Annotated in this window: 12 protein-coding genes; 3 read left to right on the top strand and 9 right to left on the bottom strand. The window is 64.1% G+C overall.

Annotated elements, in window-relative coordinates; translation table 11 throughout:
- Positions 1 to 21: 21 nt before the first annotated feature.
- The 3 genes from OX462_RS06895 to imuA all read right to left on the bottom strand — a co-directional run bounded on the left by OX462_RS06895 (position 22) and on the right by imuA (position 2,935).
- Complete coding sequence (locus OX462_RS06895; protein ID WP_070291767.1) at positions 22 to 726, bottom strand: glutathione S-transferase N-terminal domain-containing protein; 705 nt, start codon at positions 724 to 726, stop codon at positions 22 to 24.
- Between the two features lie 81 nt (positions 727 to 807).
- Positions 808 to 2,295 (bottom strand): Y-family DNA polymerase, encoded by a 1,488-nt coding sequence (locus OX462_RS06890; protein ID WP_409028054.1) that lies wholly within the window; start codon positions 2,293 to 2,295, stop codon positions 808 to 810.
- Positions 2,225 to 2,935, bottom strand: a complete 711-nt coding sequence (gene imuA, locus OX462_RS06885) for a translesion DNA synthesis-associated protein ImuA (RefSeq protein ID WP_409028053.1) — start codon at positions 2,933 to 2,935, stop codon at positions 2,225 to 2,227. Before imuA ends, OX462_RS06890 begins: the two co-directional genes overlap by 71 nt.
- Before the next feature lie 206 nt (positions 2,936 to 3,141).
- On the opposite strand from imuA, the gene OX462_RS06880 reads away from it, so the two are divergent.
- The gene (locus tag OX462_RS06880; RefSeq protein WP_070310952.1) at positions 3,142 to 4,407 is read left to right on the top strand and encodes a putative Na+/H+ antiporter; all 1,266 of its coding nucleotides are present in this window, start codon (positions 3,142 to 3,144) and stop codon (positions 4,405 to 4,407) included.
- A gap of 51 nt (positions 4,408 to 4,458) precedes the next feature.
- Here the strand turns inward: OX462_RS06880 and OX462_RS06875 are convergent, their stop codons facing one another.
- The 3 genes from OX462_RS06875 to OX462_RS06865 form a co-directional block, all read right to left on the bottom strand.
- The gene (locus tag OX462_RS06875) at positions 4,459 to 6,492 is read right to left on the bottom strand and encodes a GNAT family N-acetyltransferase (RefSeq protein ID WP_409028052.1); all 2,034 of its coding nucleotides are present in this window, start codon (positions 6,490 to 6,492) and stop codon (positions 4,459 to 4,461) included.
- A gap of 78 nt (positions 6,493 to 6,570) precedes the next feature.
- The gene (locus tag OX462_RS06870) at positions 6,571 to 7,785 is read right to left on the bottom strand and encodes an MFS transporter (RefSeq protein WP_409028051.1); all 1,215 of its coding nucleotides are present in this window, start codon (positions 7,783 to 7,785) and stop codon (positions 6,571 to 6,573) included.
- A 288-nt stretch (positions 7,786 to 8,073) separates the two neighbouring features.
- Positions 8,074 to 9,261 carry an extracellular catalytic domain type 1 short-chain-length polyhydroxyalkanoate depolymerase gene (locus OX462_RS06865; protein ID WP_121670232.1) on the bottom strand — a complete coding sequence of 396 codons (1,188 nt, stop codon included), beginning with the start codon at positions 9,259 to 9,261 and terminating at the stop codon, positions 8,074 to 8,076.
- A gap of 412 nt (positions 9,262 to 9,673) precedes the next feature.
- Here OX462_RS06865 and OX462_RS06860 point away from each other — a divergent pair, with 412 nt between their 5' ends.
- Complete coding sequence (locus OX462_RS06860) at positions 9,674 to 10,258, top strand: PRC-barrel domain-containing protein (RefSeq protein WP_070221465.1); 585 nt, start codon at positions 9,674 to 9,676, stop codon at positions 10,256 to 10,258.
- 478 nt (positions 10,259 to 10,736) lie between these two features.
- Here the strand turns inward: OX462_RS06860 and hrpA are convergent, their stop codons facing one another.
- Complete coding sequence (hrpA, locus tag OX462_RS06855; protein WP_409028050.1) at positions 10,737 to 14,945, bottom strand: ATP-dependent RNA helicase HrpA; 4,209 nt, start codon at positions 14,943 to 14,945, stop codon at positions 10,737 to 10,739.
- Between the two features lie 56 nt (positions 14,946 to 15,001).
- Here hrpA and argA point away from each other — a divergent pair, with 56 nt between their 5' ends.
- Positions 15,002 to 16,312, top strand: a complete 1,311-nt coding sequence (gene argA / locus OX462_RS06850; protein ID WP_046685875.1) for an amino-acid N-acetyltransferase — start codon at positions 15,002 to 15,004, stop codon at positions 16,310 to 16,312.
- Positions 16,313 to 16,385: 73 nt separating this feature from the next.
- On the opposite strand, the gene OX462_RS06845 is transcribed toward argA, so the two are convergent.
- Both OX462_RS06845 and OX462_RS06840 read right to left on the bottom strand, forming a co-directional pair.
- Positions 16,386 to 18,131, bottom strand: coding sequence for a ShlB/FhaC/HecB family hemolysin secretion/activation protein (locus OX462_RS06845; RefSeq protein ID WP_083293701.1), 1,746 nt, complete (start codon positions 18,129 to 18,131; stop codon positions 16,386 to 16,388).
- On the bottom strand, positions 18,132 to 22,607 hold the full coding sequence (locus tag OX462_RS06840) for a two-partner secretion domain-containing protein (protein ID WP_409028049.1): 4,476 nt from the start codon (positions 22,605 to 22,607) through the stop codon (positions 18,132 to 18,134).
- Between the last annotated feature and the right edge of the window lie 171 nt (positions 22,608 to 22,778).

Here is a 22,778-nt window from a genome sequence, read left to right as displayed (position 1 = left end):
GCCGCCCGGCCGCCGCCTGTTTTAACCACGCTTGGGAATATCCACGCCCCTGGCAACGGCTGGCCTGGCCAGGAACGCATCCAGCGCACGCCGCACGTTCGGGAAATTATCAAAACCGACCAGGTCGCCCGCGCCATAGAAACCCACCAGGCAGCGCACCCACGGGAAGATGGCGATATCGGCAATCGTGTACTGACTGCCCATGATCCAGTCGCGGCCCTGCAGGCGCTGCTCGAGCACGCCCAGCAAACGCTTCGCTTCGCCCAGGTAGCGTTCGAGCGGACGCTTGTCTTCGTATTCCTTGCCGGCGAATTTGTGGAAGAAGCCCACCTGGCCGAACATGGGGCCGATACCGCCCATCTGGAACATCAGCCATTGGATGGTTTCGTAGCGCAAGCCCGCATCCTGCGGCAGGAACTTGCCCGTCTTTTCCGCCAGGTACAGCAGGATGGCGCCCGACTCGAACAGGGCCAGCGGCTTGCCGTCGGGACCGTTCGGGTCGAGGATGGCGGGAATCTTGTTGTTGGGATTGAGGGACAGGAAGGCGGGCGACAGCTGGTCGTTTTGCTCGAAGCTGACCAGGTGCGGCTCGTACGCCAGGCCCAGCTCTTCCAGCAGGATCGAGACCTTGATGCCGTTCGGCGTGGGCAGCGAGTACAGCTGCAGGCGCTCGGGATGCCGGGCAGGCCATTTTTGGGTGATGGGGAAGTCGGAAAGCGGTGTCATGGATATCCTTCATTTCAATTAAAGACGCGGCGCAAGAAAGCAAGTATAGCCAAGCATGGCAGTTTCAGCAGGACACCGCCTTCAGCCAAACAGACCATGCAAAAACCAGCGCGGCGCGGCGTCTTCTCCGCTGCCGGCGATGCGTTCGCGGTAGACCCAGTAGTGGGCATGGTCGAGGCCTTCCGCAATAAAATAATCGCGCGCCTGCGACTGGCCCCACCAGCCCGCTTCGATGCGCTCGGCAACGGACACCATTTTCAAGGGCGAGCCATAGAAGGGACGGTGTTCGCGCATCAAGAGGGCGATGGGCTGGGCCAGCAGCCAGCCGGGACGGGGCATGCCGGACAAGCCGGGCGGCAAGTCGGGTGGCGCGTTCTTGCCACTGCCCCTGACCGGCAGCGGCAGCCACTGGTTGGCCGCCTCGGGGCGGTAATCGGCGCGCGGTGCGGCCTGCAAGACATTGTCTGTGCCCAGGCGCGCCACCAGCAATTCCAGCAGGCGCTGACGCTCCTGCGGCGTGCCGCCCGGCTCGGGGAACAGGCTCTCGCTGGGCGGCGCCATCGCTTGCACCTGCAGCGCTTCCAGGCTCAAGCCGATCACGGGCGCCTCCAGCGCCAGCTGCGCCAGGCGCTCCTTGAGCAGGCGCACCAGATGCTCGTCGCGCCAGACGGCTTCGCCCAGCGCCAGGTCGATGACGGTGGGCGGGCGCGCCACCCTGCCCCGTTCGTGCGCCAGCAGCAGCTGTATGCGCTCGACGGCAAATTGCCGCGCGCACAGCCAGCCCGTCATTTGCTGCAGCAGGCGGCGCGCGCCGAACAGCAGCGCGTCGGCGTGCTCCACGCGGTCGAACAGTTCCAGGCTGGCGCGGAACGTGGGCGGCGCTTCGAGCCAGACGAACAGTTCCGTGCTGTGGCCATGCGCGTCGTCGAGCATGTCCAGCAAGGCCCCGCCGCAGCGGCGCTGCAAGCCGGGCCGGGGCAAGTGGCGCAACTGCCCCAGGGTGCGGCAGCCGATGCCCTCGAACCAGTCGAGCCAGGGGCGCGCGGGCGGCAGCAAGGCGCACGGCAAGCCATCGAGGCGGCGCACGAGGCTGGCCATGCTCAAGGTCCGGCCCCGGCGCATCCCGGCGCGCGCCAGCAGCCAGGCGCCGCGTGCCGTGGGGGCGCACGACAGCTGGGCCGTGTAGCCGAGCGCGCGCAAGCTGGCCGCGATGTGCCGGCACAGGGCGCGCACGCCGCCGAACAGGCGCAGGCTGGCGCCCGCGTCGACGAGCAGGGTCGCTTCCTCGCCCTGCGCCACCAGCGGCGAATATTGCAGCAGCGCCAGCGCCACCGCCTGCAGGGCCTGCGCTTCCAGCTCGGGCGAGCGCTCGTGCAAACGCGCCTGCGGTGCCAGCATCAGCGCGCCCGCGCGGCGCATGCCCGACCGGATGCCGGCGGCCAATGCCAGCGGCGACAGGGCCATCACTTGCTCCTGCTCCAGCACCACGCCGAGGCTGTCAGCCGACCAGCGCGGGCAAAACACTTCGAGCGGGAGCCGGGGCAGGTACAGGCCGATCCAGAGTCGCATGGCGCAGCAGTAAAGAAGGAGGTTGCAGGGGCAGGAACAACGGCGCGTCGCGCTGCGGTCCCCGGCGCTTGATGAAGCCGATCTCGATGCCGCCGGCGGCCGGACGCACGGACAGGCGCAGCGGCGCGGGCGACGCATCCTGCGCGCCGTGCAGCGGGCGCAGCATGCAGAACAGGGTATTGCCCGACTGCGCCGCCAGATGCAGCCGGCGCAGGCTGTCGGCGCGCACGTGCGGCTGCCAGAACAGCAGGGCGCCGCACGTGCCGCTGCGCAAGATGTTCTCGGCCGCCCACAGGGCATCCTTGCTGCCGGCGCTTTTGAGCCACAGCAATTGCGATGGCGCCAGCCCCTGCGCGGCCAGGGCCAGCGCCTGCGGCGGATGGGGCGGCTGCAGCAGCACGATGGGCAAGCCCGGCAGCTGCGCCAGCGCGGGCGCCAGCAGCCGCAATTCTCCGCTGCCCGGCTGCTGCACCAGCAGATCGATGAGGCTGCCACTGGGCCAGCCGCCGCCGGGCAGCTGCGCCGACAGGGCGGCAAAGCCCGTATCCAGGCAGCGCGCGGCACCCTGGCCCAGCTGCGATGCGCGCCATAAAGACGGATGCAGGGCTTCCGGCGACGCCATCAATTCGGAATGTTGCATAATTGAATATCAAGATGAATACTGTATGCATATACAGTACTATCCAGCCCTGCTTTTGGCAAGGCTTATCTGCCAGATAGCGCGCCCGGGGCCGCTACGCCATGTCCGAAAAACCCCGTTTCTGGCATCGATTGCTGTACCATAAGCACTCTCCTTACCGCTCGGCAATGCACCGGGCGGCTTCCTCCGTCCATAAGGAAACGCATTTGACCACCATCCAAATCATCAGCGCCATCGTCTTCGGCCTTGCGCTCATCCACACCTTCGCCGCCAAATCGTTTGAAACATTATCGCGGCGCCACCCCCGCCATGCGGGCTTGCTGCATCTGCTGGGCGAAGTGGAAGTCGTGTTCGGCTTCTGGGCCTTCATCCTGATCATCATCATGGCCTTTGTCTCGGGCAGCGATGCGGCCATCGAGTATGCCGAGTCGCGCCATTACACGGAACCGCTGTTCGTCTTTGTCGTCATGGTCGTGGCCGCCTCGCGCCCCGTGCTCGACGCCGTGCAGCGCCTGTTGAAAGGCGTGGCGCGCGTGATGCCGCTGCGCACGGAACTGGCCCTCGTCTGGCTGGGCCTGGCGCTCGTGCCCCTGACGGGCTCGCTGATCACGGAACCGGCCGCCATGACCCTGGCCGCGCTGATGCTGGCGCCGCAAATCTTCCGTCCGGGCATTCCTGAATGGCTGAAATACGGCGCCTTGGGCGTGCTGTTCGTCAACGTTTCCATCGGCGGTACCCTGACCTCGTATGCGGCACCACCCGTGCTGATGGTGGCCACCACGTGGAACTGGGACAGCGCCTTCATGGCCACCCATTTCGGCTGGAAAGCCGCCATCGCCGTGCTGGTCAATGCCACGGGCGTAAGCATTTTGCTGCGCAAATACCTGCATAGCAACACCTCCGACATCAAGCCGAAAGCCGGTGAAGTCGAAGCGCCGAAAGTGCCGCTGGCCGTCAGCCTCGTGCACATGATCGTGCTGGCCGGCGTCGTCACCCTGGCGCATCATCCCGTGCTGTTCATCGGCCTGTTCCTGTTCTTCCTCGGCTTCGTGCAGGCGTATGAACGCTATCAAAGCCCGCTGATCCTGAAGGAAGGCTTATTGGTCGGCTTCTTCCTCGGCGGCCTGGTGGTACTGGGCGGCATGCAGCAATGGTGGCTGCAACCGATCGTCTCGAGTCTGAAGCCGCTGGCCCTGTTCTTCGGCGCCCTGGGCTTGACGGCGATCACGGACAATGCGGCCCTCACCTACCTCGGTTCACTGATCGTCGGCATGACGGACGAAGCGAAATACATGCTGATGGCGGGCGCCGTGGCCGGCGGCGGCCTGACCGTCATCGCCAATGCGCCGAACCCGGCCGGCGTGGCCCTGCTGCGCCGCGGCTTCAAGGATGAATCGATCGGCGCCGTCGGCCTGCTGGCGGGCGCCCTGCTGCCGACGGCCGTGGCGGGCCTGGCCTTCCTGGCCTTGTAAGCACCCTCGCGGGGCGGCTGCCGGCCGCCCCTGCTCTCCCTCAGTTTCCCCTCAGTTTCCCTCATACACGAGGAAATGCAGCCGGTCATAGAACAGGCTGTAGGCATAGTCGAACGTGCCCACGCTGCGAAAACCCTTGTGCAGATACACTTGCAGCGCTTCGCTCTTTTCCCACACCGTCAGGGTGATGCGCGCGCAGCCCTTGCGGCTGGCCAGGTCGCGGATTTCATGGAACATTTGCCGGAACAGGCCCTGGCCCCGGTATTTCTCGTCGATGGCCAGGCTGCTGACGAAACAGTCGTCGGCGCGCGCATGCGCGAGCACGAAGGCGTCATACGCATCGTCGAGCGCCTTCATGTCATCGCGGTAATATGACACGGCGCCGCAGGCCTGGAACTCGTCCATCGTCGCGGCCGTGAAAAAGCCGATGAAGCGCTCGTCCTCGTCATGCAGGCCGTGGATGTGCGCCAGATACGGATCGATGTTTTGCCGCCGCTGCAATTCGACGAACTGCAGATTGAGTTTATTTCCAAAAGAGCAGTATTCCAGATAACTGGTGGCAAACAGCAGTTTGGCCATGCGGTTCTTCGTCTCGTCGCCCAGCAATTCACCTGCCACCAGCTTGAGCGGCGCATGCGACAGCAAGCCCGCCTGCGCCTCGTCACCGGGCGGGGCGGCATCGCTGACGGCCGGCATGCGGCTGCCGTGGCGACCGACGGTGGGGCGCCAGAAATTGCCGGCGGCAATATGCTGCGAACGGTGGGCCAGCAGGTAGCGGCAAAAGACGTCATTTACGCGATCGAGCTGCGGATCGCTTGAGAGCACCGAGTAATAGTGGAAATGATCGATGTCCGCCCGCAGCTGGGCCGCATACGCCATGCGCGGCACTTCCTCGATGTCGAACACGTCGACGATGTCGGGCAGGCGCAAAGGATCGTCGAGCTGCCAGTCGATGTCATCGAGCCGCGCCACGCAGCGCGCATACGCGCGCCGCTCTTCGTCGCTCAAGGGGATGTGCATGCCGGTAATGATATCGTCCAGCAAGCGCATGCCGCGGATGCCGCCCGCCACCGCTTCGCGCACGCCGTCATACAGCACGCAATAGCGCTGGTAGAACTCGGCATGGCTGAGCAGGGTCACGCCCAGGTTTTTCTTCCATTCGGCATAGAACTGGCCGAACAGCTGCGCCTCGAATTGCGGACAGGAACGGGGAATCTGCGCATCGATGCCCGCATAGGCGAGGTTCACATTACGCTGGATCACGCGCAACGCGGCGTCGTTTTTCTTGGCGATCAGCATGCCCGTTTCATCGAGAAACAGATTCATCCAGCTGACATGCCGGCGCTCTTCGCTGTCATCACTCTTGCGCTGGAAATAGTCGGGCACTTCCGGCTTCATCAGGAAAATCGTCGCCGGATTGTGCGGGATCGTATCGACGTCCATGTACATGCCGCCGTATTCGCACATGATGAGGATGCGGAAATAATCGGACAGGGTGGCGAAGTAGCGCTGCGTATGCAGGGTGTCGAGGATGTCGAAGCGGGCCGGTGCGAAATCGAGCGCCAGCGCGCGCAGCGAGTTGATGTGCAGGGTCGTGCCGCCGATGGCGTAGCGGCCTATCGTGTAACGCCCGGCGCCGCCCGTGGGGCTGAAGCGTTCGTCATTGCGCAGCTGCTGCGCATCCCACACCCACAGGATGGAGACATACGGCGCGCCGCCGTTGTGCCGTACTTCTTCCAGCGCCGCGCCCCACTGCCCGATCGCGTCAAATGCGATGGCCGGCAGCGGCCCGCCCATCCAGATGCGGTGCAGGTAGCGCTCGTCGTCGCCGAGGGCGCGCGTGGGGATGCAGCTGAGCGAGGAACAGCTTGCCGCATTGAAATGGTTAAAGTTCAGACCGACGAAGCTGCGCAGGGCGGCGATCCCCGCCTGGTGTTCCGCGGCCAGTTGTTCCAGATCAATGCCAGGGGGCCGCACATCGGCCAGAGTGATGTAATCGAGCTTCAGCCGGTTGATGCGGAACTCGTATTCCAGGTTGAAAATCTTTGCTTGATCGTGTTTTGAGGCCAGGTCATCTATTTTCATGGGCGCACCATTTTCCGCAGGAGAGTGTCAATAAACGTCGCAGGGGGTAAAACAAGGTCGAGAACATGCGCTGCGCCATCAGTGCCGGGCCAGCCGCACCTCGCTTTCCCGGCGCTCCGCCATGCCCCGCGTAAACAACAGCAGGCAGGCGGCGATGACCACGATGACGGGAATATTCAGCAGCGCATACGTTTCCAGCACATAGCCGAAGCGCTGGCACAGCACGTTGTACAGCTGCAGCCAGGCGGACAGATAGATGCAGTACAGCAAGCTCATGGCGGCCGTCGTCAATGTCATCGACTCCTTGCTGGCCGTGATCGCGCTGCGGATCAAGGCGCCGTTGAACAGGCCGAAGCCGATGGAATAGACAAACATGCAGGCCGCAAACACATCGACGTGATGGCGGCCCGCGCCGGCGCCCAGCATGCCGGCCGCCGCGATCAGCCCTCCCATGCGCAGTAGATGGACGAGCGGAAAATCCTGGCGCAGGCGCTGGATGGCGATGCTGCTGAGGACGAAGCCCGACAGAATCACGCATTGCAGCGCGATATAGGTGGCGTAGGAGGCGCCCATTTCCTGCAGCACGAAGATGGGCGAGAAACCGATCCAGGCCGTCAGGGGCACGGTGGCCAGGCCGGCCGTGAACATGCCGAACATGAAGCGCCCGTTGCTGAAAATGGCGGCATAGCTTCGCACGATGGCGGCAAGGTCCAGGCGCGTGACCGTGGGCGCCGTGCGCGGCATGGTCTTGAACAGGCCCAGCAGGGACAACAGCGCCAGCAGGCCCGAGAGGAAAAACACGTAGCGCCAGTCCAGCCGGCTGATGATGGCGCTGCCGAGGATGGGACCGGCCAGGGGCGCAAGGATGGTGGTACTCGACAGAATACTGCTGAGCTTGACGGCGGCCATGTCGTCGAACAGTTCATGGATCATGGCATAGCCGACGAAGATGAAGCAGCAGCCCATGCCCTGGATGAAGCGCACGGCGAGAAATTGCTCGATCGAGGCGGTCAATGGCACGGCCAAGGTGGCCAGCAGGAACAAGGCATTGCCGGTCAACACCAGCTTGCGCTTGCCGATGCAGTCGGCCAATGGCCCCAGGAAAATCTGCAGGGAACTGCCGCCCAGCAAATACAGGCTCAGGGACAGGGGGACAAACTTTTTCTCCGCCTGGAACTCGTCGACGATGCCCAGCATCGCCGGCATGATCATGTCATTGGACAGATAGATATTCAGTTCAAAGACGAGAAAAAACGCAAAAAAACACAGCAACTGCCTGGATTTGATGGACATGGCGCGTTCCGTAACGTGGGTGGCTGCCGTCAGTGCATGCCAGCCGTCGGGGCATGGGACGGCGGACACATCTCACACTGAAAACGTGTACCAATTGTATACCAATTAGTATTTTTAACGCTTATTTTTGTGATTTTTAAATACCGCAACAATACCACTTACGATAATTCCATGGCATTGCGGGAATGGCGCCTGCCCTGAAAAGGGCGCGCCAGCATGCCGGCGCGTTGGCGCGGGCATGCCGGGAAGGGAAAAACGATGCGTACCAGTGGGCGCGCGGGGAGCCGCTTACCGGCGGCGGTGGCCGGCGAAGAAATCGAGCAGCATCTTGCTGGCGTCGGGCTTGGCCTTGTCGTTGAACGGCAGGCTGGCGTCGCCGCCGCTCCACGCGTGCTCGAGGTGCTCGATCTGCGCCACGCGCAGCAGCACCTGCTTGCCCACCTGATAATCGTGCAGCGCATAGGCATGGGCCGGATTGCGCCCGCCCGCAGCGCCGCCGGGCAGACGCTGCGCCGTTACCAGCGTGTCGGCGGGCATGCGGTTCACACGCACGCTCTGGCGTACCAGCTGCGTCTGGTTAATGGGACGCACCACCTTGTCGGACAGCCCTTGCAGCAGGATGGTGGGCAGGCGGGGGAACGCGGGCTGGCGCGCCAGCACTTCATCGATGGCCGCATCGGCGCGGGCACTGGCGCCATGCTGCATCACGCCCAGCGCGCCGATCAGGTTATGGCCGGCGCCAAACACAGGGCCCGAATGCAGGCCCAGCGCGGCGAACAGATGCGGGTGATTCAGGGCCACGATATGCGCCATGCCGGCGCCGGCGGAAATGCCGCAGATATAGATGCGCGCGCGGTCGATCGCATAGCGGGCCGCCACCTGCTCGATGGCGCCGACGATCAGGCGCACATCGCCGCCGCCCTCCTGCGTCAGCTTGTCGTACCACTTCCAGCAGCGGCGCGCATGCGCGCGCAGCGATTGCTGCGGATACAGCACGGCATAGCCCTTGCGCTCGGCCAGGCGGTTCATGCGCGTGCCGTCGGCAAACTGCGTGGCGCTCTGCTCGCAGCCGTGCAGCATCACCAGCAGCGGCCGGCCACGGCTGCGCATGGCGGCGCTCGGCGCTTTTTCGGGCAGGTACAAAAAATAAGGCAGGCGCCGTCCGGGCAACTGCCCCAGTTCCGCCAACGGCGCGTAGTGGGCGGCCAGCCACTTGCCCGGCGGGGGCGCCGTTCGCTTGCGCACGCGCGGTGGCGACAGGGGCGTGGCAAACGGCGCCAGCGAGGGCACGGCGTCGCTGGCGGGCCTGGCGCGCGGCGTCGGCCTGGTCTTGGCCACAGGCTTGCTGCGGGGCTTGGCCCTGGGCTTGGCAGGCACGGGCCCGAACAGCACCTTGGCCAGCTTGGTTGCCGTGCGCTGCTGTGCCTTACCGGCGCGCAATAGCCCGCGGAGCCATTTGGTGGCGGGCTTTACCATGGCGCTCGGCGCGCGTGTCTTGGTGGAGCGTACCGCAAGTTCATCCCTCTGCATCGTTGCATCGTCAGCATGTGCGGCCTCCTCCGTAGAACGCATAGAGTACCGCAATTGGCCGACCACACCGTACGTTTGCACACGGATAAAAGTGCCGCTAAGTAATCCTCAGGAAATTATTGTGAATTTATGACGAACAGAACCGGATGCTATGCAAGGCGTCCACTGCAACGCAGTGCGAGCACTGCTAGCAGTGGGCAAGCCTCGTCGGCCACCTTGCAGAGCGCCGGTTATGGAAGTCAGAAATCATAATAATTTATTGGGGGTTACTTAACACCATTGAGGCAGATCAAACGCGAACAGGTGCGTAAGCTTAATCTGCATGTTCGATCAGCATTTCACCAGAGGAGAGAACACCATGAGCTATCTGGACCGCGACATCCTGGGCATGTACCGCAACCACGACGGCCCGGGGCCAGCCCTGATGGGGGCCGACACCCTGATCGGGGACGAAGTCTACAATCACAACGACGAGGAGCTGGGTGACATCAAGGAAATCATGCTCGACATGCGCACCGGCCAGATCGCGTATGCCGTGCTGTCCTTCGGCGGTATCCTGGGCATGGGCGACAAATTGTTTGCCGTGCCCTGGGAACGCCTGACCCTGGACACCGTCAACAAGCGCTTCCTGCTCAACGTGGATAAAGACCTGCTGAAAAACGCTCCCGGCTTCGACAAGAACAACTGGCCCGACATGGGCAGCGATGCCTGGAACCAGCAGATGGAAGCGTTCTATGGCAGCGGCACGCGCTACAGCAGCGGCGCCATGGCCGGCAGCCGCATGCCATCGGGCAGCGACCTGCGCGGTGGCGCCAGCCTGCAATCGGGCAGCGAAGGCAGCCTGTCCGGCAGCTCCATGAGCGGCAGCCGCGCCGGCACCAGCAGCCAGAGCGGCTCGCGCTCATCGCTCAGCGACGATGATCTCAATAAAGATAGAACGTAGATCGGGCAGACCGGACAGGTCGCACTGGTCGGGTAGGTCGGGCAGGTCGGGTAGGTCGGGTAGGTCGGATTAGCGGCGCAGCCGCGTAATCCGACACCACCAGCGACACCGTTAACAGCGCACCATCCAGCGCACCATCGCCCAGGCCAACGATGACGTCGGATTACGCGCGCCCTGCGGACGCGCTAATCCGACCTACCGCTGCATCGATTCCCACACCTTCTGCAAACGCTTGGCAGACACGGGCATCGGCGTGCGCAGTTCCCGTACGAACAGTCGGGCAGGTCGGGCAGGCCGGATAGGTCGGATAGGTCAGGTAGGTCGGATTAGCGGCGCAGCCGCGTAATCCGACACCACCAGCGACACCGTTAACACCCATCGACACCCATTGACACCATTGACACCATCAACACCACCCCATCGCCCGTGCCAACGATGACGTCGGATTACGCGCGCCCTGCGGACGCGCTAATCCGACCTACCGCTGCATCGATTCCCACACCTTCTGCAAACGTTTGGCAGACACGGGCATCGGCGTGCGCAATTCCTGCGCAAACAGCGACACGCGCAGCTCTTCCAGCATCCAGCGGAACTCGACCAGTTTCGGATCCGTGTTCTTGCCGGCCTGGCGGTCCTTGGTCTGGCGCAGATACGGCGCGGCGGCCGATTGCCATTCGGCCATCAACTTGGTGTCGCGGGCGGGGTCGGCGCGCAGTTTTTCCAGGCGTACATTGATCGCTTTTAAGTAGCGGGGGAAATGCGCGAGCTGCGTGTATTCGTTTTCCGTCAGGAAACGTTTATGCACGAGTCCCTGCAGCTGCGCCTGGATATCGGTGGCCGCCGCTGCGGGAATATTTTGCAGCCGCTTCGGCAAGCCGTGGAATTCCGTCAGCACTTGCGACAGCAAACGGGCGATTTCATTGACCAGCAAGACCAGGCGCGACTTGCCTTCCGCCTGTCGCTTGGCAAACGAGGCGGCGTCCAGCGGCAGCGGATCTTGCAAGCAAGCAATGTCGAGCGCCTTGTTGATGATTTGCTCGCGCAACTCTTCCTGCGAACCCAGGGCCATGAATTGCATGCCCATCTGCTGCAAGCCGGGGATGCTTTTCTCGACGTACTTGATCTGCTCCTTCATTTGCAGCGCAAATAAACGGCGCAAACCGACCTTGTGCGTACGCGCGGCCACCGTCGGATCATCAAACACTTCCAGGTCGCAATGCGTGCCCTTGTCGACGAGGGCAGGGAAACCGATCAAGGTCAGCTTGCCCTGCACGATTTCCAGCAACTCCGGCAATTCGCCGAAGGTCCAGGCCGTCAAACCCATGTGCTGCGAGACGGTGGCGTTCGGAGGCGCCGGCGCGGCGGCGGATGCGCCCTTGCCTGCTGCGACTGTAGCGCCCTGTGCCTGCAGCCGCGACGCCACTTGCGCGCCCGCCACCTTGGCGCCGGGCGTGCCCGTGCCGGAGACGCCCGACACTTCGGCCAGCTTCTGGAAACTCTGGCGCGCCTGGCCGCCGAATTCCGCCTGCAGGGTGGCCAGGTTGCGGCCCATGTCCAGCTGGCGGCCATGCTCGTCGATCACCTTGAAATTCATGAAGTGATGGGCAGGCAGGGTTTCCGGCTTGAAGTCCGTCGTCAGCACATTGATCGTGATCTGCGTGCGGATGTCGAGGATGATGGCGTCGATCAGGTCACCGCGGCCGAACACGCCCGCTTCATGCACGCGCTCGCAGAATTTCGCCGCGTAATCGGGCAGCGGCACGCAGTGGCGGCGCAGCTTTTGCGGCAAGGATTTTAATAGCAGATGCACTTTTTCCTTCAGCATGCCCGGCACCAGCCATTCGCAGCGCTCGCGCGGCAGCTGGTTCAGCGCGTACAGCGGCACCGATAACGTCACGCCATCGCGCACGCTGCCCGGCTCGAAGTGGTACGTCAAGCCCATTTCCAGGCCCGTCACGGACATGGTTTTCGGGAACAGATCCGTCGTCACGCCGGCCGCCTCGTGGCGCATCAGCTCTTCGCGGTTCAGGTACAGCAGCTTCGGGTTGTCGCGCGTGGCCTCTTTATGCCATTTCTCGAAACCGGCGCCATTGCACACGTCCGCCGGCAGCAGCTTGTCGTAGAAGGCGGCGATCAGCTCATCGTCGACCAGCACGTCCAGGCGGCGCGACTTGTGCTCGAGGTTTTCGATATCCTTGATCAGCTTGTGGTTGTGCGCAAAGAATGGCGCGCGCGTGTCGAAGTCGCCGCCGACGAGGGCGTCGCGGATGAAGATTTCGCGTGCTTCCGGCAAGTTGAAATTGCCGTAGTTGATGCGGCGCTGGCTGTACACCACCAGCCCGTACAAGGTCGCCCGTTCCGATGCCGTCACTTGCGCCGAACGTTTTTCCCAGCGCGGCTCGCCCCACGATTTCTTCAGCAGGTGCTCGCCCACTTTTTCCAGCCACTCGGGCTGGATCTGCGCCACGCAGCGCGCGTACAGCCGCGTCGTGTCGACCAGTTCCGCCGCCATGATCCACTTGCCCGGCTTTTTCAGCAGCGAAGAACCGGGCCAGATATGGAACTTGATGCCGCGCGCGCCCAGATACCCGGCGCCCGGCTCGTCCTCGCCCTTGAAACCGATATTGCCCAGCAAACCGGTCAGCAAGGCCATGTGCAGATTGTCGTAGGTGGCCGGCGCTTCGTTCAGGCGCCAGCCCTGCTCCTTGACGATGGTCAGCAGCTGCGAGTGCACGTCGCGCCATTCGCGCAAGCGCATCTGCGACAGGAAATTCGTGCGGCAATTGTCCTGCAGCTGGCGGTTGGTTTTCTTGTGCTCGATGGCGGACTCGAACCAGCGCCAGATCTTCAGGTAGCTGAGGAACTCCGATTTTTCATCGGCGAATTTCTTGTGCGCTTCGTCGGCCGCCTGCTGGTGTTCCATCGGGCGGTCGCGCGGGTCTTGCACGGACAGGGCGGAAGCGACGATCAGCACTTCCGTCAGACACGCGTTATCGAGCGCGGCCAGGATCATGCGGCCCACGCGCGGGTCCAGCGGCAGCTTGGCCAGCTTGTTGCCCAGCGCCGTCAGTTTATTGACTTCATCGACGGCACCGAGTTCCTGCAGTAGCTGGTAGCCGTCGGCGATGGCGCGCGCCAGCGGCGGCTCGATGAAGGGGAAGGTTTCCACGTCCGTCAGGTGCAGCGACTTCATGCGCAGGATGACGGCGGCCAGCGAGGAGCGCAGGATTTCCGGCTCCGTGAATTTCGGGCGCAGCAGATAATCCTGCTCTTCGTACAGACGGATGCACACGCCGTCGGCCACGCGGCCGCAACGGCCGGCGCGCTGGTTGGCGGCCGACTGGGCGATCGGTTCGACCTGCAGCTGTTCGACCTTGTTGCGGTAGCTGTAGCGTTTCACGCGCGCCAGGCCCGCGTCGACCACGTAGCGGATGCCGGGCACCGTCAGCGAGGTTTCCGCCACGTTGGTGGCCAGCACGATGCGGCGCGCATTGCTGGTCTTGAAGACGCGTTCCTGCTCCTCGGCCGACAGGCGGGCGAACAGGGGCAGGATTTCCACGTGCGGCGGATGGTGCTTGCGCAGCGCTTCGGCGCAGTCGCGGATTTCGCGCTCGCCGGGCAGGAACACCAGCACGTCGCCCGAGCCGATGCGGCACAGCTCTTCCACGCCATCGACGACGGCATCCATCAAGTCGCGCTTTTCGCGCGCGGCGGCGGTGCGCTGGCCCGGCTTGTCGGCATTGCTGCCTGCGCCAGGCATGGCCACCTGCTCGCGCTCCACGGGACGGTAGCGCACTTCCACCTGGTACAGACGGCCCGACACTTCGATCACGGGTGCCGGTTTTTCCGGCGTGCCGAAATGGCGCGAGAAGCGCTCGGCATCGATGGTGGCCGAGGTGATGATGATCTTCAGGTCGGGCCGGCGCGGCAGCAACTGTTTCAAGTAACCCAACAGGAAGTCGATATTCAGGCTGCGTTCATGCGCTTCATCGATGATGATGGTGTCGTAGTTTTTCAACAAGGGGTCGGTCTGCGTCTCGGCCAGCAGGATACCGTCCGTCATCAGCTTGACGGACGCGCCACGGCTCAGGGTGTCGTTAAAGCGCACCTTGAAACCCACCGTTTCGCCCAAGGGCGTGCCCAGTTCTTGCGCGATGCGCTTGGCCGTCGACGAGGCGGCAATCCGGCGCGGCTGCGTGTGACCGATCATGCCCTTCTGTCCGCGTCCCAGCTCCAGGCAAATCTTCGGCAACTGCGTCGTCTTGCCGGACCCCGTCTCGCCCGAGACGATGATGACCTGGTTTTCCGTCAAGGCCTTGGCGATTTCTTCGCGCCGGCCCGAAACGGGCAAGTCTTCCGGATACGTAATCGGTGGCAGCGGGTTGCGGAAGGCCTTTTCCGCCTCGCGCGCGGCGCGGGCCGCGTCGCGGCTCTCGCGGCTTTCGCGGCTGGCCTGGTCATCGCGCGGCGCCTGCCCCTCGCGCGGCGGACGCGGCGCGCGCTGCTGCTGTTGCTGTCGCTGTTGCTCTTTCTGCTGTTCCGCGCGTGGCGGCTGCTGCCTTTGCTGGCTCACGGGCGGGCGCTGGCGGCCTTGCGCAGGCGTGGCGGCAGGCGTGGCAACACCCCCGCTGGCGGGCACATTTGCAACGGTGGAAGGAGGGGAAGACTTATTGCTGGCTGAAGACATTGTTTTTTACAGGTATTTTAAGCGCGCACATCGCGCAGCGAATTATAATGCGCTTAATGGAAAACCCTACCCAATTCGTCCAATGGCTGCGCTCCGTCGCGCCCTACATCCACGCCTTTCGCGGCAAGACCTTCGTGGTCGCCTTCCCCGGTGAACTCGTCAGCGCCGGGGCGCTGCAGGTGCTGGCCCATGATTTGTCCCTGCTGCATGCGCTGGACATCAATGTCACCGTCGTCTACGGCTCGCGGCCGCAGGTGGCGGAACAACTGGCCTTGCGTAACGTCGAAGGCCGCTTCCACAACGGCGTGCGCATCACGGACATCGCCGCGCTGGAATGCGCCAAGGAAGCGGCCGGCGAGCTGCGCCTCGATATCGAGGCCGCGTTCAGCCAGGGCTTGCCGAACACGCCCATGTCGCATGCGGCCATCCGTATCATTTCCGGCAACTTCATCACGGCGCGCCCGCTGGGCGTGATCGATGGCGTGGACCTGGAACTGACGGGCATCACGCGCAAGGTCGATGCAGAAACCATCCATTCCATCCTCGGTTCGGACGGCCTGGTGCTGCTCTCGCCCCTGGGCTTCTCGCCCACGGGCGAAGCGTTTAATCTCACCATGGAAGACGTGGCGTGCAGCGCCGCCATCGCCCTGCACGCGGACAAGCTGATCTTTATTACCGAAACGCCGATGATGGAAGACGCCACGGGCGTGGAAATCCGCGAACTGTCGTCGCACCAGGCCGAAGCCGTGCTGATGGCCGGCTTCCTGCCCGACGCCACGGCGTTCTACCTGAAGCATTGCGTCAAGGCTTGCCACAACGGCGTCGAGCGCTCGCACATCGTGCCGTTCTCGATGGACGGTTCCGCCCTGCTGGAATTGTTTACCCATGATGGCGTGGGCACGATGATCAGCCATGAAAACCTGGAAAGCCTGCGCCAGGCCACCATCGAAGACGTGGGCGGCATCATCAAACTGATCGAACCGTTGGAAGCGGACGGCACTTTGGTGAAGCGGGGCCGCGAGCTGATCGAGCGCGAAATCGATTATTTCTCCGTCATCGAGCATGACGGCGTGATCTTCGGCTGCGCCGCCCTGTACCCGTTCCCCGCGCAAAAGATGGCGGAAATGGCATGTTTGACGGTCAACCCGGAAGTGCAAGCCCAGGGCGACGGCGAGCGCATCCTGAAACACATGGAAAACCGCGCGCGCGCCGCCGGCCTGAACAAACTGTTCGTGCTGACCACGCGCACCTCGCACTGGTTCAAGAAGCGGGGCTTCGTGCCGGCCACCGTCGACGATCTGCCGAAGGACCGCCAGCATATGTATAACTGGCAGCGCAAGTCGCAGGTGTTGATCAAGACCCTGTAATCGGCGTCACTGAACACGCAAAAAGCCTGGCATTGCCAGGCTTTTTGCATTGCAGACAAGGGCAGCCGATAGCTTACCTTACCCAGCCTGCCTGGAACAGCAGGCGCGTGCGCGATGCCGATTCGCTGCTCGGCACCCCGCCTACCGTGCGGTGCACCAGTTGCAGGTTAAGCAGGATGCCGCCAGCCATGGCGCTCAGGCCCAGGCCGATATCGCCCAGCTTGCGCGAGGCGACGCCGCCGGCCGGCGCCGCGACAGACCTGGCCCAGCCATAGTCGCTAAAGATGCTGCCGCTCAGCTGCGCCGTGCCGCCGCCCGCCAGCGGCCGGGCCAGTTCGGCGCGCAGCAGCGCCGCATGGTCGCCACTGAGTTCGCCGATCGGATACGCGGCTACGCCACCGTCGCCGGAAATGCTCATGCGCTCGACGCCATCGAGGCTTTTATTGTTCAGCGACGCCTGCGCCTTGACGCTGGTGGTCAGCAGGAATTGCGACGGCAGCACGCTGACGCGCGACGCCGCCAGATTCAGCCTGGCATAGCCGCCCTGCGTATCGGCGCCGGCCGCATCGAGCGCTTCGGCAGCCGCTTCCTTGAAGTGCAAGCGCCCCACCGTCAGGCTGGCGCTGCTCTGGGTCAAGCCATCCCAGCCCAGCAAGGCATGCATACGCCGGTCCGCGATGCTGGCGCTGATGCTGCTCAACTGCTTGCCCACCGAGGTGCGCGTGGCACCGATTTCATCCTTTAAATCCTTGTACGCCACGCCCAGGCCCGCTTCCACCGTGTGCTCGCGGGTACGCTTGAGCGGCTTACTCAGGAGCAGGTCCACGCCATTGGCGTTGCCAGAGGCGTCAAGCGCGGCATACACGTCGCTGAGTTCATAGGTAGTGCGGCTGAGCGCCCCTTCGACGCGGGCGCCGTCCGTGCCCAGCAACATCGAATAGCCAAGACGGCCGTTCAGCAAGCCACTGTTGCGCGTGGCCATGCCGCTGGCCGACAGGCGGTCGCCGCGGCCGCTGGGCGAATTCCAGTCGGCATTGAAACGCAGGCGCTGCTTGCCCGTGTACGTAGAGCCATAGTTATCCAGCAACACGTAGCCGCCCCAGGCGGGCGTGGCCTCGGTACGGATGGCAAAATCCGAGGTGCCGACCTGCTCGCCCGGCATCACGTCGGCCTGCACCACCTTGACGCCAGGCGTGTCATTGATGATCAACATCGCCCGCTCCAGGGTATCGAGGGACACGACATCGTGCCGCCTGGCCTGGTCCAGCAAGCCTTGCACCACGCTATCGTGCACGCGCGAAGTATTGCTGAGGATAAATTTTCCGTATTGACCTTCCACCACGCGAATGATCAACTTGCCATCAGTCAATTCCTGCGCCGGGATATAGGCGCGCGCCACAAAGTAGCCGGCGGCACGGTAATGGCGCGTGATACGGGTGGCCATCTCTTCGAGCTGGGCCAGGGTCAGCGTCCGGCCCAGCTCCGGCTGCAGCAGCGCCAGCAGAGTGGCGCTGTCAATGGCGTGGTTGCCCTCCAGCACGAACTGCGTCACCCTGACCTTGCTGGCGGCATCGCCGGTCAAGGCCTGCAGCGGTGGCGCGGCCGGCACGCCGCCCAGCGCAGGCAGGGACGGCGGCGGCGTCACCGGCGGCGGCACCGGCTGGCTCTGGCGCACGACGTCGCCGATGGTCGGTACCTGCTGGGCCTGCGCCATGGCGGTCGCGCCCAAGGCCAGGCCCAGCGCCAGCGACATGGCCGTGCGTTTGCAGGCCGCCCGGCGGGCGGTGGGGACGATGGAGGTACGGATAAGCATGCTCATTTATTGGGCCTTCACGACAAACAGCAACTGGTCCACGCCATCGGGCAACTTGACGCCGCCATTGACGATCTCCATCAGGGAATTGCGGCTGACGGGCAAGCGCAATGGCTGCGATCCGCCATTGCCTTGGGCGCCGGCTGGCTGCAGCAAGCGCTGGGTTTGCGCCAGGGTAAGACTTTCGCTCATCTCGTTCGCGCCGGGACTGTACAGCACGCTCAGCGGCGCATTCGCGCCAAAGGCGGCGCCCAGTGGCACGGCACTGCTATTCACGGTGGGTGGCACGGAAACGAACGGGATCAAGTCGCTTTGCAACGACAGGCCGGCATCGCGCAAGACCTCGCGCTTGCTGGGAACGCTGGTCCGGGAAACCTCGCCTATGGTGCTGGCCAGGCTCGCCTTTGGCGCTTCCGGCGTTTCCGCTTCCAGCGGGAGGATCTCCACGGTGCCGCTGGCATTCGCGCCGGCCAGCGTGTAATTGCTGTTGGACACAGTCAAGCCCGACAAGCCGACGATGGATTGCTTGCCCGCCTCCTTGGAAGACAGCGTCGCCTTGCCGCCCAGCACAGCGCTGTCGCCGGCCAGCACGCCGTTCAAGGCCAGCAAATTGGCGGCCGCATCCGCAGTATCGTCAAACGCCCGGCTCGCGCCAGAGACTGCCGCCACATTGACGGGCAAGGCCGTGATGGCCACGCTGCCGGCAGGCAGCACGCCGCTCAAGGTGTAATTGGCATTGTCCAGGCTCAAGGTACCCAGGCCGCTGATGGATTGCGTACCGACATTCTTGCCTGCCAGTAGCGCATTGCCGCTCAGGCTGGCGCTATCGCCCGCCAGCACGCCAGCCAGGTTCAGCAGGCCGGCGGCCGCATTCACGCTGCCATCGTAGCGACGCGTGGCGCCGCCAGCCGCATTCACGCTGACCGCGCGCGGCGTCACCAGCACGCTGGCGCCCAGGCTGGCTGGCGCGAACGTGTAGTTGCTGTTGTCCAGCACAAGGTCCGCATAGCCTGCCAGCGCCTGCGTACCGGCGTTGCGCGACGCCAGGGTAGCTGTGCCGCTCAGGTTGACGGTGTCGCCACCGAGCACATTCGTGATCTGCAGCAAGCTGGCGTTCAGCTTGTCGGTCGCGTCGTATTCCTTGCCGCCCAGGCTGGCGAGATGCACTTCCAGCGCATGGATGGTCGCCGCCAAATTGACGGTCGGCGTGGACAGGATGTAATTGCTGGCCAGGCCCGCGTTGGCGCCGCTGCCGTCGCCCACCAGCAAGCTGGCCGCCACCGTGCGGGCGCCGGCGTTGGCGCTGTCGAAGGTGCCGCTGGCCGACAGCGACAGGTTTTCGCCATTCACAAGGCCCACCAGGGTGCCGGCATTGATGCTGGCCGCGTTCGTGCGGTCATACGTCTTGTTGGCGGCGCCGATGCCGGCAATGGTCAGCACGGCCGGCGTGATCGACAGGGCGCCCATGCTGTAGGTGATGTCATAATCGCTCAACTTGCCATAGCCGGCGCCCAGGGTCGGCGTGAACAGGCTGGCGCCGTAATTGAGCGTGCCGACGGAGGTGGTGGGCAGCAAGGCCGCACTCCAGTCGACGCCGCTCACGCATGCCAGGTTGTTGTCGCAGCCGCTCACCGTCCAGCCGCCTGTCAGGACCGGATTGGCCCCGCCATAGGTTTTCGTCAAGGCTGGATTGTTCAGCGTGATGGTGATCGGATCGACGTAGCCAAACGTGCGCAAGACGGGATAGCCGTCATTGAGCGTTGCCTTGCGTCCCCATACTCCGCTGTGGAAGGTGAAATCCCAGCTGCTGGTGATAAATGTATTGCTATCTTTCATTTGCGCCGTGGTCTTGCCCGTGCCGTCGCCACTGCTGTTCTGCCCGCTGGTCTGTGTATCCCAGAAACTGTTGCTGACGCCGCCGATGCTGACGCCCATCAAACCGCCCACGCCAGCGCCCGGGCTGCTCACGAGGCCGGTCGAGTAGCTCTTGTCGACGGTGCCCAGGTTGTTGCCGATCAAACCGCCCACATAATTGCCGCTGGTACTGACGGCGCTGCGGGAATAGGTATTGACGACGTTGTTGCCATAATTTAAGCCAATCAGGCCGCCGACATTGTCGCCGCTGGCATTGACGGTACCGCTCGTATAACTGGTATTGACTTCATTATCCGGCGTGGCGGTGCCGCCGGCGGCGCTACTTCGGCCGATCAAGCCGCCCACCGTGCTCGTGCCGGTGACGGCGCCGCTGGCGTAGCTGCCGCTGACCTTGCCGTTATTGTTGTTGCCGACCAGGCCGCCCGTATTCGTGGTGCCGGTCACGGTGGCGGTGGCGTAGCTGCCGGTGACTCTGCCGCTGTTGTTATTGCCGACCAGACCGCCCGTGTCGCCCTTGCCAATGACGCTGCCGCCGGCATGGCTGTCGACGATGTAGCCGTAATCGTTTTGCCCGACCAGGCCGCCAGTCCAGGTGCCGGCCGTGTTCGTCACCGTGGCGTTGGCATAGCTGTTGGCCAGGGTGATCTGGTACGCCAGGTAACCGGTCAGTCCGCCGATGTTATTGCCCTGCGAATTGACCGTGCCGTCGAAATGCAGGCGGGTGAGCGTGCCATCGAAGATCGCACCGATCAGGCCGCCCACGTAACCGCCCGGCCCCGTCACGCTGCCCGCGGCGTAGCTGTTGTAAACGCTGCCCATGTTCAATCCGATCAACGCCCCCACGCCCTGATTGGCGCTGACCACCGCATTCGACATCGCCACGTTGCGCACCCGCCCGTTGTTGCTGCCAAACAGGCCAACATACGTGCCGGACGGCTGGATAATGCGCAAGCCGCTGACGGTATGACCCAGGCCGTCGAACACACCGGAGAGGGATACGGGAGCGAAGCCGGCGCCGCCGTTCCAGCCGCTGGTGGCGCTGGCGTCGATATTGCCGGCCAGTGCATAGTGGCCGCCGGCGCCGCCGTTGATGCCCTGCAAATCGAGACTGCTGGTGCTGCCGGCGCTGCCCAGCGCATTGATCAGGGTATAGCCGATGTTATTAATCGTCAGCAACCCCGTACCGGCGCGGTCGACATCGATGCGGCCCTTGAAGACGCCGGCGTCATCGATACCCACCAGCACATTCTTGCTCGTGTTAAACGTCGGGCTGCCGGGATTGAAGTTGTAGCCTGTTTTCAGGTTCAAGGTCGAACTGCCGGTGGCGCTCATGACGGCGTTGACATTGATGTCGCCGTGCGCTTCCAGGGTCAGCTGGTTGGCGTTCCAGGCCAGCGGCGCGTTGACGTGGATATCGCCCGCTTCGCTGCCGGCCGCCTGGGTCTGAATCGTGACATTGCCGGCAGCCAGCGCCGCTTGCAGGGTATCGACGCCGATGCCGCTCGCGCCTTGCGCGGCGCTGCCGCTGCCGATCGTGAAATCGGTGGGATCGATCAGCCAGGAGCCGCTGCGGCCCGCAACGGCGCTGCTGTCGACGCGCGTGCCGTCAGCCACGCGCAGCACCGGCCCCGAGGTTTCGATGAAGCCGCCATTGCCGCCCTGCGGCGCGCTGGCATCGAGCTTGCCGGCCACTTCCACGGCGCCGCCTTCGCCCAGCAGGAAAATCCGCCCGCCGCGCTCGTTGATGGTGCGCGCGCGCACTTCGCCCGTGTTGTTGACGACGGTACTCAACAGACCGTCGGCGCCTTTCGCCGTCAGCACCACCAGGCCGCCATCGGCGTGCACGGCGTTGCCATTGGCGACCAGCGCGGCCAGCGCCGCCTCATCGACGGCCACGCCCACCAACGCGCCGCCGTCGAAAGTCAGGCTGACCTTGTTGCCGGCCGCCAGCGCCACCGTCCCCAGCCTGGCGCTGATCACGCCGTCATTGCGCACTTGCGCGCCCAATAACGCGATGTAGCCGCCATCCCTGGCGTTCAGACTGCCCAGATTGCGGACGGCGCCGCCCTTGCCGGTGAAACTGGTCTTGCCTGCCAGAAAATCGGCATCGCCGAGATTGAGCGTGCTCGCTACCAGGCCCGCCGTATCGACTCTGGCGCCCTTGCCGAACAGCACGCCATTCGGATTCAAAATGAACACCTGGCCATTCGCATGCAGCGCGCCGTCGATGACCGAGCCTTCATTGCCCCGGACCCGGTTCAAGGTCACGGCGGCGGCATTCGGCTGCACGAAATTGACCCTGGCATCCTTGCCGATCGAAAAACTGTTCCACTCGATGGCCGCCTTGCCGCTGGCCTGGGTTACGGTCATGGCCGCGCCCTGCTGGCCGACGTGCGCCTGTCCCGCCGTCACCACGGCGCCGCTGGGCAAGGCCGTGGCGGCAAGGTCCGCCGCCTGCGCCCCGCCGCCCAGCATCACGCCGGTCAGCACGCTGGCCAGCAGCGTCCCTGTGGTGCCGGAGCGCTTGCCCCCGCTGCCGGCATGTTCTGCCACGACCATGACCGCGTTGCGGCGGCGGTTCCATACCGTGCGATGAATTCGATTCATGTGATGTTCCGATCTGACGTGATGACATCGGGGCTTGCCAGGACTTTTCGGCAAAAGCAATTAATGGCATTATAAAATGCTGCAAGTAAGCAATTTCGACAAATTCTCCCCATCGGGCGTTAACACAACACGCATGCCAGACAACAGCACCCGCAGCCGCTGCAGGCAAAA

Source organism: Janthinobacterium aestuarii, from assembly GCF_046113285.1.
In the GTDB taxonomy this organism is placed as follows: Bacteria; Pseudomonadota; Gammaproteobacteria; order Burkholderiales; family Burkholderiaceae_D; genus Janthinobacterium.
This window is presented reverse-complemented; position numbering and strand designations above follow the sequence as displayed.

What these genes read in the sequence shown, in the direction of transcription:
- imuA (WP_409028053.1), bottom strand. Translation starts at nt 2,935, where the DNA reads ATGCAACATTCCGAATTGATGGCGTCGCCGGAAGCCCTGCATCCGTCT.
- OX462_RS06895 (WP_070291767.1), bottom strand. Translation starts at nt 726, where the DNA reads ATGACACCGCTTTCCGACTTCCCCATCACCCAAAAATGGCCTGCCCGG.
- OX462_RS06870 (WP_409028051.1), bottom strand. Translation starts at nt 7,785, where the DNA reads ATGTCCATCAAATCCAGGCAGTTGCTGTGTTTTTTTGCGTTTTTTCTC.
- OX462_RS06840 (WP_409028049.1), bottom strand. Translation starts at nt 22,607, where the DNA reads ATGAATCGAATTCATCGCACGGTATGGAACCGCCGCCGCAACGCGGTC.
- OX462_RS06845 (WP_083293701.1), bottom strand. Translation starts at nt 18,131, where the DNA reads ATGAGCATGCTTATCCGTACCTCCATCGTCCCCACCGCCCGCCGGGCG.
- hrpA (WP_409028050.1), bottom strand. Translation starts at nt 14,945, where the DNA reads ATGTCTTCAGCCAGCAATAAGTCTTCCCCTCCTTCCACCGTTGCAAAT.
- OX462_RS06860 (WP_070221465.1), top strand. Translation starts at nt 9,674, where the DNA reads ATGAGCTATCTGGACCGCGACATCCTGGGCATGTACCGCAACCACGAC.
- argA (WP_046685875.1), top strand. Translation starts at nt 15,002, where the DNA reads ATGGAAAACCCTACCCAATTCGTCCAATGGCTGCGCTCCGTCGCGCCC.
- OX462_RS06865 (WP_121670232.1), bottom strand. Translation starts at nt 9,261, where the DNA reads ATGGTAAAGCCCGCCACCAAATGGCTCCGCGGGCTATTGCGCGCCGGT.
- OX462_RS06890 (WP_409028054.1), bottom strand. Translation starts at nt 2,295, where the DNA reads ATGCGACTCTGGATCGGCCTGTACCTGCCCCGGCTCCCGCTCGAAGTG.
- OX462_RS06875 (WP_409028052.1), bottom strand. Translation starts at nt 6,492, where the DNA reads ATGAAAATAGATGACCTGGCCTCAAAACACGATCAAGCAAAGATTTTC.